The organism is Mesorhizobium sp. M0518 (assembly GCF_040321125.1).
Lineage (GTDB): Bacteria > Pseudomonadota > Alphaproteobacteria > Rhizobiales > Rhizobiaceae > Mesorhizobium.
This window is the reverse complement of sequence record NZ_JAMYQY010000005.1, coordinates 258,510-274,508: the sequence shown is the minus strand read 5'-3', so window position 1 is coordinate 274,508 and position 15,999 is coordinate 258,510. Positions and strand designations below refer to the sequence as shown.

Annotated in this window: 16 protein-coding genes; 9 read left to right on the top strand and 7 right to left on the bottom strand. The window is 62.9% G+C overall.

The window, feature by feature from the left end; genetic code table 11:
* Nucleotides 1-27 precede the first annotated feature (27 nt).
* Nucleotides 28-1,638 (top strand): NTP transferase domain-containing protein, encoded by a 1,611-nt coding sequence (locus NKI66_RS09820; RefSeq protein WP_352751526.1) that lies wholly within the window; start codon nucleotides 28-30, stop codon nucleotides 1,636-1,638.
* A gap of 230 nt (nucleotides 1,639-1,868) precedes the next feature.
* Nucleotides 1,869-2,720 (top strand): alpha/beta hydrolase, encoded by an 852-nt coding sequence (locus tag NKI66_RS09815; RefSeq protein WP_023810358.1) that lies wholly within the window; start codon nucleotides 1,869-1,871, stop codon nucleotides 2,718-2,720.
* A 28-nt stretch (nucleotides 2,721-2,748) separates the two neighbouring features.
* Here the strand turns inward: NKI66_RS09815 and NKI66_RS09810 are convergent, their stop codons facing one another.
* Entirely contained in the window at nucleotides 2,749-3,801 is a 1,053-nt protein-coding gene (locus NKI66_RS09810; RefSeq protein WP_023810359.1) for a DUF1176 domain-containing protein, read from the bottom strand.
* A gap of 138 nt (nucleotides 3,802-3,939) precedes the next feature.
* On the opposite strand from NKI66_RS09810, the gene NKI66_RS09805 reads away from it, so the two are divergent.
* Nucleotides 3,940-4,446, top strand: coding sequence for a DUF1993 domain-containing protein (locus NKI66_RS09805; protein ID WP_023810360.1), 507 nt, complete (start codon nucleotides 3,940-3,942; stop codon nucleotides 4,444-4,446).
* Between the two features lie 61 nt (nucleotides 4,447-4,507).
* Here NKI66_RS09805 and NKI66_RS09800 read toward each other — a convergent pair whose 3' ends face one another.
* On the bottom strand, nucleotides 4,508-4,672 hold the full coding sequence (locus NKI66_RS09800; protein ID WP_023810361.1) for a hypothetical protein: 165 nt from the start codon (nucleotides 4,670-4,672) through the stop codon (nucleotides 4,508-4,510).
* 412 nt (nucleotides 4,673-5,084) lie between these two features.
* Between NKI66_RS09800 and NKI66_RS09795 the strand changes: the two genes are divergently transcribed.
* From NKI66_RS09795 to NKI66_RS09785, 3 genes are all read left to right on the top strand, one after another.
* On the top strand, nucleotides 5,085-5,540 hold the full coding sequence (locus NKI66_RS09795; RefSeq protein WP_023810362.1) for a hypothetical protein: 456 nt from the start codon (nucleotides 5,085-5,087) through the stop codon (nucleotides 5,538-5,540).
* A gap of 115 nt (nucleotides 5,541-5,655) precedes the next feature.
* Complete coding sequence (locus NKI66_RS09790; RefSeq protein WP_023810363.1) at nucleotides 5,656-6,723, top strand: aldo/keto reductase; 1,068 nt, start codon at nucleotides 5,656-5,658, stop codon at nucleotides 6,721-6,723.
* Between the two features lie 53 nt (nucleotides 6,724-6,776).
* A complete protein-coding gene (locus NKI66_RS09785) occupies nucleotides 6,777-8,042 on the top strand; it encodes a cysteine desulfurase-like protein (RefSeq protein WP_023810364.1) in 1,266 nt (421 codons plus the stop codon).
* A gap of 15 nt (nucleotides 8,043-8,057) precedes the next feature.
* Here the strand turns inward: NKI66_RS09785 and NKI66_RS09780 are convergent, their stop codons facing one another.
* From NKI66_RS09780 to NKI66_RS09760, 5 genes are all read right to left on the bottom strand, one after another.
* Nucleotides 8,058-9,086 (bottom strand): histone deacetylase family protein, encoded by a 1,029-nt coding sequence (locus tag NKI66_RS09780; protein ID WP_023810365.1) that lies wholly within the window; start codon nucleotides 9,084-9,086, stop codon nucleotides 8,058-8,060.
* Complete coding sequence (locus NKI66_RS09775) at nucleotides 9,083-9,598, bottom strand: GNAT family N-acetyltransferase (RefSeq protein ID WP_031212950.1); 516 nt, start codon at nucleotides 9,596-9,598, stop codon at nucleotides 9,083-9,085. Before NKI66_RS09775 ends, NKI66_RS09780 begins: the two co-directional genes overlap by 4 nt.
* Nucleotides 9,599-9,824: 226 nt before the next feature.
* Nucleotides 9,825-10,754 (bottom strand): 3,5-dioxohexanoate:acetyl-CoA acetone transferase, encoded by a 930-nt coding sequence (kce, locus tag NKI66_RS09770; RefSeq protein ID WP_023810367.1) that lies wholly within the window; start codon nucleotides 10,752-10,754, stop codon nucleotides 9,825-9,827.
* Nucleotides 10,755-10,764: 10 nt separating this feature from the next.
* Nucleotides 10,765-12,144: an aminotransferase family protein gene (locus NKI66_RS09765; RefSeq protein ID WP_023810368.1), complete on the bottom strand. Its 1,380-nt coding sequence runs from the start codon at nucleotides 12,142-12,144 to the stop codon at nucleotides 10,765-10,767.
* 1 nt (nucleotide 12,145) lies between these two features.
* Nucleotides 12,146-13,789, bottom strand: coding sequence for a N,N-dimethylformamidase beta subunit family domain-containing protein (locus tag NKI66_RS09760; RefSeq protein ID WP_352751523.1), 1,644 nt, complete (start codon nucleotides 13,787-13,789; stop codon nucleotides 12,146-12,148).
* Nucleotides 13,790-13,943: 154 nt separating this feature from the next.
* Between NKI66_RS09760 and NKI66_RS09755 the strand changes: the two genes are divergently transcribed.
* The 3 genes from NKI66_RS09755 (at nucleotide 13,944) to NKI66_RS09745 (ending at nucleotide 15,807) form a co-directional block, all read left to right on the top strand.
* Nucleotides 13,944-14,192, top strand: a complete 249-nt coding sequence (locus NKI66_RS09755) for a ParB N-terminal domain-containing protein (RefSeq protein ID WP_013532091.1) — start codon at nucleotides 13,944-13,946, stop codon at nucleotides 14,190-14,192.
* A gap of 129 nt (nucleotides 14,193-14,321) precedes the next feature.
* Nucleotides 14,322-14,807 carry an SRPBCC family protein gene (locus NKI66_RS09750; protein ID WP_023810371.1) on the top strand — a complete coding sequence of 162 codons (486 nt, stop codon included), beginning with the start codon at nucleotides 14,322-14,324 and terminating at the stop codon, nucleotides 14,805-14,807.
* 43 nt (nucleotides 14,808-14,850) lie between these two features.
* Entirely contained in the window at nucleotides 14,851-15,807 is a 957-nt protein-coding gene (locus tag NKI66_RS09745; RefSeq protein WP_352751521.1) for an alpha/beta fold hydrolase, read from the top strand.
* Nucleotides 15,808-15,999 lie beyond the last annotated feature (192 nt).

Genomic DNA, 15,999 nt, shown 5'->3' with positions numbered 1-15,999 from the left:
CGCGCGGCGCTCTACGGGCGCTGCGGCGTGAAATTCGGCCCGATCCCTATCGAGGCGGCGGAAGGCGCGGTGCTGGCGCACTCCACCACCGCTGGTGAACGCCGCTTCCGCAAGGCGCACAGGCTCAGCGCCGAAGATGTGGCGCTGCTGCGGGCCGCCGGCATTTCGCAGGTCGTTGCAGCCGTGCTGGCTGAGGACGACCTCGGCGAGGATGCCGCCGCGCAGGAAATAGCTGAGAGCATGACCTTTCGCGGGATCGAGGCCAAGCCTGCCGCGACCGGGCGGGTCAACCTCCATGCCAAGGCGCCGGGCATCTTCACGGTCGATGCCGCTGTCATCGACGCCATCAACGCCATCGATCCGGCCATCACCATCGCCACGCTGGCGCAGCATGCGCCGGTGGAGAAAGGCCAGATGGTCGCGACCGTGAAGATCATCCCCTTCGCGGTCAGTTCAGCGCTGGTCGGCGCCGCGACGAAAATCTGCGCCGGTGGTGAGATATTTGCCGTCAATGCCTACCGGCCCGTGCGTGTCGGCGTCATCCAGACGGTTCTGCCGGGCATCAAGCCAAGTGTGCTCGACAAGACGCTGCGCGTCACCGAAGCGCGGCTGGCGCGCACGGGCGGCAGGCTGACTGCGGAGCGCCGCACGCCGCATGAGATCGCACCGGTGGCGGAGGCCGCGGTCTCCCTGGCGCGCGACAACGACATGGTGGTGATCTTCGGCGCTTCGGCGATGAGCGATTTTGCCGATGTCATTCCCGCCGCGATCGAGAGGGCGGGTGGTATAGTCATCCGCGCGGGCATGCCGGTCGATCCCGGCAATCTGCTGGTGCTCGGCACACTCGCTGGCAAGCGCGTCATCGGCGCGCCTGGCTGCGCCCGCAGCCCCAAGGAGAACGGTTTCGACTGGGTGCTGGACCGTTTGATCGCCGGTATCGACGTGACCGCCAGGGATATTGCCGGCATGGGGGTCGGCGGGCTGCTGATGGAAATCCCGACACGGCCGCAGCCGCGCGAACCGCTGCCGGCGAGAAGCCAGGTCAAGGTCGGCATCGTGCTGCTGGCGGCTGGCCGCTCAAGCCGCATGGGCGGGCCGAACAAGCTGCTGGCGCTGTTCGACGGCAAGCCGCTGGTGCGCCGCACCGCTGAGCGGGCGCTTGGCTCGAAGGCGTCCGGCACTGTCGTCGTCACCGGCCACCAGCGCGATCGGGTGCGCTCGGCACTGGCGGGCCTCGACGTGACCTTCGCCGACAATCCCGATTTTGCCGAGGGCCTGTCCACCTCGCTGAAGGCCGGCATTGGCTATCTGCCCGAGGATTCCGCCGGCGTGATGATCGTTCTCGGTGACATGCCGGGTATCGCGTCCGACGACCTCGACAGATTGATCGATGCTTTCCGCAAGGCCGGCGGCAATGCGGTGGTCCGCGCTTCGCATGACGGCAAGCGTGGCAATCCGGTACTGTTGCCGCGTTCGCTGTTTCCGGCGATCGCCCATCTGGAGGGTGACACGGGCGCTCGCCATCTGGTCGAGACTGAAGGGCTCGATGTCATCGATGTCGAGATCGGCGCGGCGGCGTCAGTCGATGTCGACACACGCGAGGCGCTGGAAGGCGCTGGCGGCGTGCTGCAGGATTGACAAACCCAAGCCGAATTACGCATGCCTTGGACATGTCTATTCATACCGTCGCACCCCCCTCTGCCCTGCCGGGCATCTCCCCCTCAAGGGGGGAGATTGGCAGCTTTGACGGCAGCTCACGTCCTGAAACCTTGGAAATTGGCGAAAACCGAAAGCGCATCCAATCTCCCCCCTTGAGGGGGAGATGGCCGGCAGGCCAGAGGGGGGCGTGCCGCGCGTTCCTCACGGCAATGCTTTTCTTGGTTTCTTCAGCCACCCACGCTGCCGCTCTCGAACTAAAACCCTTCAAGGACGATCTCTTCGCCTATCCGGCCACGCTGTCGTCCGACACCAATGGCGCCTATACCGTCATCGATTACCGCGAGCTACGCGACATCAACCAGCGTGACCAGGTGCCCGAGCGGCGGGTGAACGCCCAATATACCGACGCCAGCGTGCGCAAGGTGCAGCAGGATCTGTTGCTGAAGACCGATGCCGGCGATGTCAGGCATGTCGCCGTCGGCAAGACCGAGGGCGCCGGCATCATCGTGCTTTACCTGCACGGGCAGGGCGGCAGCCGCAAGCAGGGTGTCGACGACTTCACTTTCGGCGGCAATTTCAACCGGCTCAAGAACCTGATGGCCAGCAATGGCGGCCTCTATCTCAGTCCTGATTTCCCCGATTTCGGCGATACGGGAGCGGCGCAGGTGGCGGCGCTGATCGGTCATTATGCCGAACAGTCGCCCGGCGCGAAGATCTTCGTCGCCTGCGGCTCGATGGGCGGCGCGCTGTGCTGGGAGCTGGCCGCGCGCAAGGACACGGGCGGACGCATCAATGGTCTGCTGCTGCTCGGTTCGCTGTGGGATGAGAGCTTTTTCACCAGCCCGGCCTTCAAGCGCCGCGTGCCGGTCTTCTTCGGCCAGGGCAGCCACGACGTGGTCTACCCCGTGGCAAAGCAGGAGGCGTTCTTTCGCTCGATCCTGGCCAAATCGAAGACCTATCCGACCCGCTTCGTCCGTTTCGAGACCGGCACCCATGGTACGCCGATTCGCATGACCGACTGGCGCGGCACACTCAACTGGATGCTGTCGAAGGCGCCCTGATCGATCAGCCTGCAAGCTCGTGTGAGGCTCAGGGCGCGGTGTTGTAGTCGACGACAGTCTCGGGGTTTTGCTCCCCGTCATAGGACGCATCGACGTCGTACTGGACCAGCGAGAAATTGCCGTTGCGAAACAGGTACGTCCCCGCGTCGGACGCATCGCCGATGCCGCGCCACTTGTTGAACGTGGTGATCGTGTGGGCGGCTTCGTCATAGTCGGAATTGACTGCCCAGCCGGACGTCTGGAAACCGACGATGGTCATGCCCAGCAATTTGCCGTTGCTGTCATTGTTCTCGTAGCGGATATCCATTTTGGGTTCGGCGAACTGCAATTGCTGCACGCCCGATGTCTCGTCGGTCATGTAGTAGACCGAGCTTTCATTGTAGGCGGCGGCCGAGCAGGAAAAATGGAACAGTCGCGTTTCCTTGTCGGGATCGCCGGGCTGCGCATCCTTGTCCTTGTATTTGATCGAAAAAACGGTCGGATCATTGGCGAGGAACTGCTTGTCGCACTGGTCGCCATAGGTTGCCAGAAAGGCCTTCTTGGCCTGCTCCAGTGCGGTGTCTTTCTTTGGCGGTGGCGGGCCATCGCCGCAGCTTGGCGGCAGCGCCTCCTCGAAATCGGCAGTGGAGGGCTTCAGTGCCCCTTTCTCGATGTGGATCGGATCGAAGGGTGGCTCCACTTGTGTCTGGGCATTCACCTGGCGCAGCGTGTAGCACCCGGCAAAGACCTTTTTGCCGCCGCTCTTGTCGGTGGCGCGGACGGCGACGGGGACGTTGTAGAAAATGCTGCCGGCCGCACCTTCGTCGGAAACAGCCCCGGTCTCGACCTCGACCTTGTCGGTGCCATCAAAACCCTTGACGAAACTGTCGAAATCCTTTGCCGGCTTTGTATCGCCGAAATAACCCCAGGCGCGGGCGAATTCGTGCCGGCTGATGGCGCTGTAGAGCGAACGCACAACCGCATCGGCGCTAGACCGGTCGTCGACATAGGGCGTTTCGGGGGCATCGTCGGCCGCCAATAGCGTCTGGCCGATCGGGACAAGGGAGAGAAAGGCAGTCGCTGCGAAAAGGGCGCGTCTCATCGGGAACCTCCGCTCGATGGGGAGATTCTACTCTGGCGATTGCGGCAACGTGGTGACGCAGGCTCGGCGGTCTTGAAGAATCGCGCGCGAAGGCGCTACGTCGCGTCCGCCGGCGTTCGGCCGGGCAGGAGATTTGACGTGACGATATCGATGTATGAGGCCTCCGTGCCTGTGTTTTCAGCCAGGCTGAAAGCGCTTTCCAATGTGCTGGCGACCGCCGAACAGAATGCGCTTGATCGCAAGATCGATCCGCAGGTGTTTTTGACCTCTCGGCTGGCGCCCGACATGTACGCACTGACCCGGCAGGTGCAGATCGCTACCGATCACGCCAAGGGCGCGCCGTCGCGGCTCGCCGGGCGTGAGGTGCCGAAATATGAGGACAACGAGGCGAGTTTTGCCGATGTCCAGGCGCGCGTCACCAAGACCCTGGACCTTCTGGAGACCTTTTCGGCCGCCGAGTTCGACGGTTCGGATGACAAGGTCATCGAACTGAAGCTTGGCCAGCGCGAGATTTCGATGCCCGGCACGCAGTATCTGCTGCATGTGGCCATGCCCAATTTCTATTTCCACCTGACCACCGCTTACGACATCCTTCGCCACAATGGCGTGCCGCTGGGCAAGGCGACATTCCTGGGAGCGCGCTAGAGGATTAGGGTCTTCGAGATGTCCCGGACTGATCCGGGACATCTGGCGACTCCGATGACAGTCAGCGAATGGACATTTCGCGGGCGATGCGGGGGAAGTCGGCCGGCTTGATACCGATGTCGGCGCGGTCGGCATTGCTCATCGAATGAAGCAGCGCGAGCGCCGAGCGGTATCTCAGATGTTCCTGCGGCCGAGGCCGGGCGAACATTTCAGTGAAGAAACCCATGATTCAAGCCCCAAATTGGTCCTCCACGCCAGCCAATATAGGTGAATCGTGACAATTGTGCAGTGCAGCATTTGCATACCTGCCATGTCTTGGCGAATTTTTGCCTTGGCGAATCTTTCGCCATTTTCTGCAACCCGGTGAAACTTTTGGCCGACGCGCACCGTAGCCTCGAATGCTGGCTACATGGCCGGTTTTTCCTCGCCACTCCTGGCGAATTCCGGACTGCGTGAAAATGCAGTCCGGCTTTTGTTTTTGGGATTGCGGTGGGTCAAGCGGTAGACGAGGCGAAGGCTAAATTCGTTAAGATCGGTGCCATGCATTTTTAACGAGCCGGTTCTATGCTTTGATACCCGAATGGTCGGGCGAGGGGGAGGCTGACATCGCTACTGGCGCCAAGCGGGATTTCGCTTCGTTGCTCGACGACCTCTTCATCGCCCCCGACAAGAATGGCGAGGGCGAAGAGGCCGGCGCTCGTCCATCCATCCCGTTCGACTATCTTTCGGTGGCCGATGAACTCCATTCCGGCCGCATCAAGGTTTCCGCTGCCGAATATCGCGAGGCGGGCGCGGATCTGGCGACGGAATTCGCCGCCTTGCTCGATCATGCCAAGCTGGCTCTCGCCGGCGAAGAGCCAAAGCCCGAGGAAAAGCTGCCGCCGATCGATCCCGAAGCCATCGCCATGGAACTCGGCCTCAATCAGCCCAAGCAGGTCGCCGATTTCGGTCGCATGCGCCGCAGCTTTGCCTTTGCCAACCATCCCGACCGTGTCGCTCCGCATCTGCGCCAGCGCGCCATGATCCGCATGCAAGTGGCCAACATGCTGATCGACGAGGCCAAGCGCCGTGCATTGGCAGGTGCTCGCCGCTAACCCGGCTGGTTCACGCAAAAGTCGCTCTGGCGAGGCTTGGAGAGCGGCTCTGCTTTGCCTATAGATGCGGCTTCCTCCGCGCAGTCGCGCCAGCCTTCCTCCGGAGCCGAATTCCATGCACAAGCGTCGTCTCGGTCGGACCGATCTTCTTGTTACCCAGATCTGCCTGGGCTCCATGACCTGGGGCCAGCAGAACACCGAGGCCGAAGGCCACGCCCAGATGGACCTGGCGTTCTCGCGCGGCGTCAATTTCATCGATACCGCCGAGCTCTACCCGATCCCGCCCAAGGCGGAGACGCAAGGGTGGACCGAAAAGATCATCGGCAGCTGGATGAAAGCCAAGGGCAACCGCGACAAGGTAATCCTTGCCTCGAAGGTCGTCGGCCGCACGGCCAACAGCTGGTTTCGCGGCGACAGGCCGTCGCAACTGGTGCGCGCCGATATCTTTGACGCCATCGACAAGTCGCTGGCCAAGCTCGGCACCGACTATATCGACCTCTATCAGATCCACTGGCCGGAGCGGGATATCCCCTGGGGCGCCAACCCGACGCGCGTCGGCGCCGTGTCGCCGCGCGCCGATTCCGTCGGCGCACCGGCCGACGAAACGCCGGTCGCCGAGACGCTTGCCGTGTTCGACGAACTGGTGAAGGCAGGAAAGATACGCCATTTCGGCCTGTCGAACGAGAGTTCCTGGGGCGTGATGCGGTTCCTTGCCGAAGCCGACAAGGACATCGGCCCGCGCGTCGCGTCGATCCAGAACGCCTACAATCTCGTCAACCGCACCTTCGAGGTGAACCTCGCCGAGGTCTGCGAGCGCGAGCAAGTGTCGCTGCTGCCCTATTCGCCGCTGGCACAGGGATACCTGACTGGCAAATACGACCATGGCGCGCGGCCTCAGGGCTCGCGCACGCAGCTATTCAACCGCGGCCAGCGCTACGAGACGCCAGGTGCTGCCGAAGCACAACTTGAATACAATGAGCTGGCGCGCTCCATTGACCTGGAGCCGGCACTGTTTGCCAATGCCTATGTCTCAAGCCGGCCGTTCGTAACCTCCAACATCGTCGGCGCAACGACGCTTTCGCAGCTCGACATGGCGCTGTCTTCCGTCGATGTCGTCTGGACCGAAGAAATGCAGAAGGCGGTGGATGCGATCCATCAGCGGGTCGGTAATCCCTGTCCTTGAACGGGGATTGGCCGCTGGCCGAATCCAATGATTACAATGGGAGAAGGGCAACAATGAATTTTCCGATCGAGCTGGTCCGCGAAAGATTTCCCGCTCTCTCCCTGACCGACAAGGGCCGTCGCCGCATCTATCTCGACAATCCGGCCGGCACGCAGGTGCCGCAAGTCGTCGCAGACGCCGTGTCGCGCTGTCTTTTGACCACCAACGCCAACCTTGGCGGCTATTTCGAAACGACGATTGCCGCGCAGGCCGTCGTCGATGAGGCGCATCGGGCAATGGCCGATTTCCTTGGTGCGGCGAGCCCGGAAGAAATCATCATCGGCGCCAACATGACGACGCTGACCTATCACATGTCGCGCACGCTCGGCCGCACGATGAAGCCCGGCGACGAGATCATCCTCACCCGCATGGACCATGAGGGCAATGTGTCGCCCTGGCTGCAGCTGGCCGAGGATCTCGGCCTCGTCGTGCGCTGGCTGCCGTTCGACGAAAAGAGCTGGCAGGTCGAAGAGGCGACGCTCGCCGGGTTGCTATCCGACAGGACCCGGCTGGTCGCGTTGAACTATGCCAGCAACCTGACTGGTTCCATCAACCGGGTGAAGGCGCTGAGCGCCATCGCCAGGAACGCCGGCGCGCTGGTCTATGTCGATGCCGTGCAGTTCGCCCCGCACGGCCTGATCGACGTTCAGGAGCTCGGCTGCGATTTCTTGATCTGTTCGGTCTACAAATTCTTCGGCCCGCATATGGGCATTTTGTGGGGCCAGCATGATGTCATCGATGATCTGAAACCCTACAAGTGCCGCTGTTCATCCAACGGCCTGCCGGAGCGGTTCGAGCTGGGCACGCCGCAGATCGAACTGATGGCCGGCCTCACGGCCGCGGTCGATTACTTCGCCGACCTTGGCGCGGCAGCGGGCGAGGGTGGATCGCGAAGGCAGAAGATCGCCAAGGCGTTCGCGGTGTCGATCGCCTATGAAAACCCGCTGGCGCAACAGCTGATCGACGGTCTGTCCGATATCGAGGGTCTGACCATCCACGGCATCACCGATCCGAAGCGGATTGGCGAGCGCGTGCCGACGGTGTCCTTCACCGTCGACGGCATCGTGCCGGAGACGATCGTACGGCAGATGAACGCCGAGAACATCTTCCTGTGGTCGGGGCACAACTATGCCTGGGAGATCGTCCATCAACTCGGCATCCCGGCCGAGTATGGCGTCGTGCGCATCGGCATCGCTCACTACAACACATCTGCCGAAATCGACGAGACGCTGGAGAGCGTGCACCGGGTCATCGCCATGCTCAGGCAGCAGCGCTCCTGACACTGGCTTGAGTACTCACCGCATCTTGCCGCCGAAGCCGGTGAGGAACGCGGTGAGATTGTCGCCGAGTTCGTCGCAGAGGTAGCCGCCCTCCTGGACGATGACCGTCGGCAGGTCGAGCTTTGCGATGGCCTCGCCGATGCGCGAGAAACCCGGCGTCGTCACCGAAAGTCCGCCGAACGGATCGCCCTCGAACGCATCGAGCCCGAGCGCCACGACCAGCACGTCGGGCGAAAAGGCACGGATGCGCTGGAACGCTACCTCGAGCGCTTCGAGAAACGCCGCGTCGGCGGATTTGCGTGGCAGCGGCAGGTTGAAATTGTAGCCGAGGCCTGGCCCTTCGCCGCGCTCGTCGGCATGGCCCCAGAAGAACGGGTAGAAACGCACGGGATCGGCATGCAGCGAGACGGTCAGCACATCCGGTCGTGCATAGAAGATGCCTTGCGTGCCGTTGCCGTGATGCAGGTCGACATCGAGGATCGCCACCCGTGCGGCCTGTTTACGCAGAGCCTGTGCGGCGACGGCCGAATTGTTGATGAAACAGAAGCCGCCGGCGACATCGGCAAAGGCGTGGTGACCGGGCGGGCGGCATAGCGCGTAGGCGGCCGGTACGCCTGACATCACCGCCTCGGCCGCATCGACCGCGCTCCAGACGCTCCACAGCGCGCTTTGCCAAGTCTCGCCCGAGATCGGGCAAGCAGTATCGGCCATGTGGTAGCCGGCCTGCCCGACTGCCGAGGCCGGGTAGGAGCCGTTGCGCGCGATCGGATGGATGTTGGGGATCACTTCGGCCGAAGCGCCCTCGATGCGCTGCCAGCGCGCGTAGATATGCTCGAGGAAATCCAGATATTCGGGCGTATGCACAGCCGCGACCGGGCCGAGCCCATGATCCCGAGACCGCTCGATCGTGCAACCGGCGGATAATGCGCCGGCTAACAATCTTTCGACGCGCTCCGGCTTTTCCGGATTGGGCTGCGCCGCACCGCTTGACAGAAAGGCCTTGGGGTCGTGACGCTTCTGTTCCTCGGCGTAGAAGGCTTTCATTCCTGCTCCTCATTCTCGGCCGTGTCGGCGAAGGCAAAGAAGGCATCGCCGATGATCTTCTGGGTCTGTTCGTAGCTCGACCAGGCGATGCCCAGCCTTTCATAAAAGGCCTTGGCGCCCTCATTGTCGGTGTCGACGGATAGCCTCAGATACACGCCGCCTTCTTTCCGGCACTGCGCCGCAACGTGCCGCAGCAGCCGCTCGCCGATCTTGCGGCCACGAAAACGATCCTCGACATAGAGGTCTTGCACATAGACGCCAGGCCGCCCCATCCAGGTCGAAAAGATCGGGAAATGCAGGCAGAGCCCGGCAAATTCGCCGCCGACTTCGGCGATCAGGGTGGAGAAGGATGGCTTTTCACCAAAGCCGTAAGTTCTGAGATCGTCCGGTGTCGAAATGATCTCCTCGGGCGCGCCGATATGGGTGCCGAGTTTCAGGATCGCCGCGTGGATCGTTTCGACGTCGTCGAGAGTGCCGAGTCGAAGGAGGATATTGGGCGGGGGGACAATCATCGGAGGTTCGGTGCCCAGGCACCCCCCTCTGTCCTGCCGGACATCTCCCCCGCAAGGGGGGAGATTGGCAGTTTTGATACTACCGCCCATCCTGCAACGTTGGAAGTTAGCGAAAGCCGAAATGACATCCGATCTCCCCCCTTGCGGGGGAGATGTCCGGCAGGACAGAGGGGGGTGCGAAGGAACGCAATCATTTCAGATTGTCTCCCTTTCAAACGCCAGCATCTCAAAACGCCACCCGGTCGCCGCCCTTGAGCGCCAGCATGTCGCGCGCTTCGGTGGGGGTTGCAACCTCCAGCGACAGCCCATCGAGAATGCCACGGATGCGGCGCACCTGATCGGCATTGGATTTCGCCAGCTGGCGGCCGTCATAGAGACTGTCCTCCAGCCCGACGCGGACATTGCCGCCCATGGCCGCGGCGATCGAGATCAGCGGCATCTGCTGGCGGCCGGCGGCCAGCACCGAGAACTGGTAGCTGTCGCCGAACAATTTGTCGGCGATCCGCTTCATGTGGACGAGATTGTCCGGGTCAGCGCCGATGCCGCCCAGAATGCCCAGCACGAACTGGATGAACAATGGGCCAGACACCAGCCCCCGGTCGCGGAAATGCGCCAATGAGTAGAGATGGCCGACATCGTAGCATTCGAATTCGAAGCGCGTGCCGCAGCCCTTGCCCAGTCTTTCCAGCACCCCTTCCATGTCGGCGAAGGTGTTCTTGAAGATCGTGTCGCGGGTGGCTTCCAGCAGCTTCGGTTCCCACTCGTGCTGCCATTCCCTCGGCTTGTCGAGCATCGGGAACAGCGCGAAATTCATCGAACCCATGTTGAGCGAGCACATTTCGGGTTCGGCTCTGAGCGGTGCCGCCAGCCGCTGGTCCAGGGTCATCAGCGACGAGCCGCCGGTGGTGATGTTGATCACTGCATCGGTCGCCTGTTTGATGCGCGGCAGGAACTGCATGTAGACGTCCGGATCGGCGGTCGGGCGGCCGTCACTCGGATCGCGGGCGTGCAGATGCAGAATCGAGGCACCGGCTTCGGCCGCCGCGATCGCCTCCGCTGCGATCTGGTCCGGCGTCACCGGCAGATAGGGCGACATCGACGGCGTGTGCACCGAGCCGGTGACAGCGCAGGTGACGATGACTTTTCTAGGCGCCATCTTTGTCGCCTCAGCCTTCGACCGGTAGGTCGAGTTCGGAGGCCAGAACGTCCAGCGAGTCGCCGATGATGGAGACGATCTCGCCGACCTGCTCCCTGGTGACGATCATCGGCGGCGCGACCATGAAATTGTCGCCGTCGACGCCGCCCTTGACCCTGCGGCCATAGATGATCAGCCCGCGCTCATAGGCGAGGTCGAGCAGCCGTTGCGTGGCTTTCTTGGTCTGGTCGATCGGCCTCAGCGTCTCGGGATCGGCAACCATCTGGGCGCCGGTGAGCAGGCCCTTGCCACGCATATCGGCGATGAACGGAAACCGCTTCGCCAGCCCCTTCAGCCCGTCCATCAGCACGTCGCCCATGGCGGCCGCATTGGCGATCAGGTCGAGCCGGTCCATTTCACCGAGCACGGCAAGCCCGGCGGCGCAGGCCAGCGGATTGCCAGCATAGGTGTGGCCGTGCTGGAAGCCGCCGGAGTCAAGCAGCGGCTGCACCAGCCGCATCGGGGCGGCGAGCGCGCCAAGCGGCGCATAGCCCGAACCCAGCCCCTTCGACAGCGCAACGATGTCGGGCTTGCAGTTCCAGTGGTCGCCGCCGAGGAATTTGCCGGTGCGGCCGGCGCCGCTCATCACTTCATCGTGGATGAGCAGGATGCCGTAGCGGTCGCAGATCTCGCGGATGCGCGGATAGTAGCTGTCGGGCGCCACCAGCGCTGCGGTCGCAGCGCCACCGATCGGTTCCATGATGAAGGCGACCACGCTCTCCGGCCCTTCGGCCAGGATCTTCTCCTCCAGCATGTCGGCATAGCGGATGCCGCGCTGTTCCATCGAAAGATTGTCGCGGTCGTGCCAGGCGTTCGGCGCCGGCACGGTCGGCATCACCCGCATCATCGGCTCGAAAGTTTCGGCCAGCGCATCGTCGCCGGTAATCGACAGCGAACCCAGCGTGCCGCCATGATAGGAGGGGAAGCGCGTGATCACCTTCCAGCGGCTGGCCTGGCCGGCGGCGACAGCCCATTGCCGCGCCAGCTTGATGCAGGATTCCGTCGCCTCCGAGCCGCCCGAGACGAAGAAGATACGGTCCATGCCTTCCGGCAGCTTGCCGGCCAGCTCACGTGCCAGTTCTTCGGCCGGCTCGTTCTCGAAATGCAGCCGATAGGCGAAGGTGGCGCGGTCCATCTGCCGCTTCATGGCATCCAGCACGTTGCGGTTGGAATGGCCGATATTGGCGACCATCGGGCCGCTCGAGCCGTCGATAAAGCGGCGGCCGTCCTGCGTCCACATATAGATGCCCTCGGCACGGTCGATCAGCGGCCGGCGCAGGCTGGACAGATAGAACAGATGCGAGTCTCGCCGGACTTCGGTTTCTTCAACGGCGGATTGGATTTTCGACATATCAGGGCTTTCCGAGGTAACGATCGAGGACATTTTTTGTGACGCGTTCGACCATCGGGTCCTGTCTTAGCAGGCCGGCGACCCATTCGCAGCTTCCGGCGTGGAACACCTCGCCCTTGCCGCGCGGGAAATTGACGATCATGCCATTGCCGCGTTTGACCTTTTCCAGATTGGCGTCGCTCGCCTCTCCGAACAGTGTTTCGGCGGTGAAGCGACCGTCTTCGTCGGTGAGGAACTGATCCTCGATCGGAATGTCGGCGCTTTCCTCGACCTGGGATGCCATGCCGACCGCGAGAACCTGCAGGCCGTCTGGCGCGCCGCTGGTGGCGGTGGGGTAGGGCAGGCCGCCGCGTATCTCGAAGTCGAGCCCATCGACTTCATAGCCATAGACGTGGCTGTCGGAGCCCAGCAGGTCACCATAATAGATGCCGGTGCCGGCAAAGGCCCAGTGCTCCGGCCGGTAGACCGGAAAGCCACGCACGCCGCGCGGCGCGCAACCGCCCCAACCGGTATAAACCCCGCGCGTGGCGTTGAGCCCGAAGGTCGCCGAACCCGGCCGGCCGATTTCCGGCGCTTCCCAGGAGTTGGTGGCGCGGGTGATGTCGCCGCCTGGGAGATAGGCGGGGTCTTCGGCACGCGCGCGATATTTGTAGCAGACCTGCCGGCGGGCCTCGTCTTCCAGCCGCGTCTGCCACATGAAATTGCCGGCAAAGCGCGCCGCATGGCCGCCGCGCTCGACATAGGCGTCGACGGCATCGCGCATTTCCCAGGTCCAGTATTTGTCATGGCCGACGAAGACGGCACAGTCGTAGCCGTCGAGAATTTCGGGCGAAAAATGCAGATCGTGCTGGCTGATGAGATCGACGCCATAGCCGGCCTGTTCGGCGAAGCGGAAGAAATGGCTGTCATAGCTGGCCCAGCCCGAAGAGGCGTATTTCTTCGAATGGCCTGTGGCGAGCGCCCATTCCATATGCGGATAGCGGGGAATCGTCTTGGGTGGCACGGCGACTTCCAGCGGCACGCGCGGCGCGTCTTTCGGCAGCACGACGAAGCCGCGGCACCAGGGGCGTTGCGTCGACACGATGGGCGAATACTGGTTGCGATCCGGCCCGGTGATGCCCTGGTAGTGGTTGGAGCCGCCCCAGGTGTTGTAGGCCAGCCATGTGCCTGTCGCAGCCACCTGCAGCACACGGCCGGGTTTACGGCCCGGCTGCGGGCTGACGATGAAAAGATGATGGGATTGGATCGGTTTGCCGTCGCGGCCGTCGGCGGTCAGCGTGACCCGATAGGCGCCGGACGGCCAGTCCGCCCCGACGCGAAATTCGAAGGATACGTCCCAGCCGCAGCCTTCAACCGAACACTGGTCAGGTGTGTCCTGCCGGCGTGCCGCGATGCCCGATTTTTCGAACGCTTTGGTCTCGCTGCCGCCATCCCGGGTGATTGTCATGCCGAAGTTCGGAGCTGTCGAACTGACATGCAACGCCACCGTTTCGCCGGCGCGATAGGAAAAGCGGTCGCTGTAGCACCAGATCTCGCCGCGCTCGCCATCCATCCCCGGCCATTCGTAGTAATGGCCACGCACCGCGTGGCGGCGCTGCTCCGGCGTCAGTCCGAAATCGGGGAATTCGGTCGGCAGATGGGTCATGAACACCTGAAAGGTCGAAGGCCGCCATTTCGGCGATCTGCTGTCGTTGCGTCAAATGGAAACGATCGGACCAGCATTCGTTAGCCGCACCCTTGGCCGCCTCCATCAAACGGACTATCTCAGGGCAGGCGGCGTTTCCGCCACGGGGGTCGGAATGCTCAGAGTGCAAAAGGTCAAAGTCGACGAGATCTACGTGCCGACAGCGCGCAAGAAGACGCTGCATCCCGAGACCGTCCGCCATCTGGCCGAGGACATTCTGGAAAACGGCATGAAGACGCCGATCCAGGTCCGCCATGACGGCAAACGCCACATCCTCGTCGAAGGCCTGCACCGGCTGGAAGCGGCAAAGTGGCTCGGCGAGACCGAAATCGAGGCTTATCTGGTGCAAGCCAAGCGCCACTGACACTTCCTTCGTTCCCCACGGACCGACGCGGAGCAGGGACGTCATCGCAAAATTTTCGTGGACGATGTCGGTTTGCGGTTCATCGGCTCGTCCTTGGGACGGAAGCCAGATCAAACGCAGGACGCCCTTATGACCACCAAGCTCGACACCGCCCCCACCAACGACCGTGAAGTGGTTCTTGCCCGCATCATCGATGCGCCGCGTGAGAACGTCTATCGCTGCTGGACCGATCCGAAACTGATCACGCGCTGGTTCTCGCCAAAGCCGTGGACGACGCCGCGCGCCGAGATGGATGTGCGCACCGGCGGCTCGAGCCTTGTCGTCATGGCTAGCCCGGACGGTAACGAATTCCCCAACCCGGGAATCTTCCTCGAAGTCGTTCCCGGCAGGAAGATCGTCTTCACCGACGCCTACACAGAGGCTTGGCAGCCTTCGGAAAAGCCGTTCATGACCGTCGTGCTGACCTTCGAGGACGAGGGCAACGGCAAGACGCGCTACATCGCTCGGGTCAGGCACTGGAGCGTCGCCGACCGCGAACAGCATGAGAAGATGGGTTTCCACGAGGGTTGGGGACAGTGCGCCGACCAGCTCGAAGAACTCGCCAAAACGCTTTGATCCGCATGACGCTCTGATACCGGCAGGACGAGAGGAGATCGATATGTCCAAAACCCTGTTTTTCGCCATTTTTGCTTCGGCCGCAGCACTGCTTGCCTGCCCGGGCACCACCAATGCGGAGGAGACAAAACCCGCCATGACGACTGAGACGAACGCACTGCCGAAGCCGGAAAAGTCTGGCCTGCTGCCGATCGACGGCCTGAATTATTATTATGCCATCTATGGCAAGGGCGAGCCGCTGCTTCTGCTGCATGGCGGTCTCGGCACCACGGATATGTTCGCGCCGATCCTGCCGAAACTTGCCGAAAACCGCACCGTCATCGGCGTCGACCTGCAGGGTCACGGTCGCACCGCGCTGGGTGACCGACCATTCACCGTGGAAGCGATGGGCGACGACATGGCCGCCATCGTCAAGGCGCTCGGTTACGACCAGGTCGATGTCATGGGCTATTCGCTGGGCGGCGGCGTCGCCTTCCGCATGGCCGGCCAGCATCCCGAAGCGGTGCGCCGCCTCGTCCTGGTATCGACCGGCTACGCCACGGGCGGCTTCTATGACGAGATGCGTCCCCAGCAGGCACAGGTGAGCGCGGCTGCGGCTGAGTTCATGAAGGACACGCCGATGTACAAATCCTACGTCGCGGTGGCGCCGCATCCGGAGGAGTTCCCGAAGCTCCTCGATGCGCTGGGCGGCTTCATGCGTCAGAACCGCGATTACTCGGCCGACGTCGCCAAGCTGAAGATGCCTGTCATGCTGGTCTATGGCGACAGCGATATGTACAAGCCCGAGCACGAGATCAAGTTTTATCAGATGCTCGGCGGCGGGCTGAAGGACGCCGGCTGGATGCGCGAGAACCTGTCGCAGAACCGCCTGGCGATCCTGCCCAACCGCACCCACTACGACACTTTCTTCGCCCCCGAACTCACGGCCGCCGCGCTGCCGTTCCTCAACGGCCAGACCAAGGTCAAAACCTGGGACGAGGTCGTCGGCGAAACGGAGTGAACGCCAAGGCCGCCGGTTGTTGGCTGGCAGCCGGCGGATCGTCATGCGGCCGCCATGACGGCTTTCGGCGTCATGACTTCAGCCCCACTCGCATCAGCATAAGCGATGACGTTGCATCAAAGCTTTTCAATTGACCCAATCGGCCGCGCCGATACCTTGCGCGCCTATTCTCCCCCACCAGTGGATCGATCC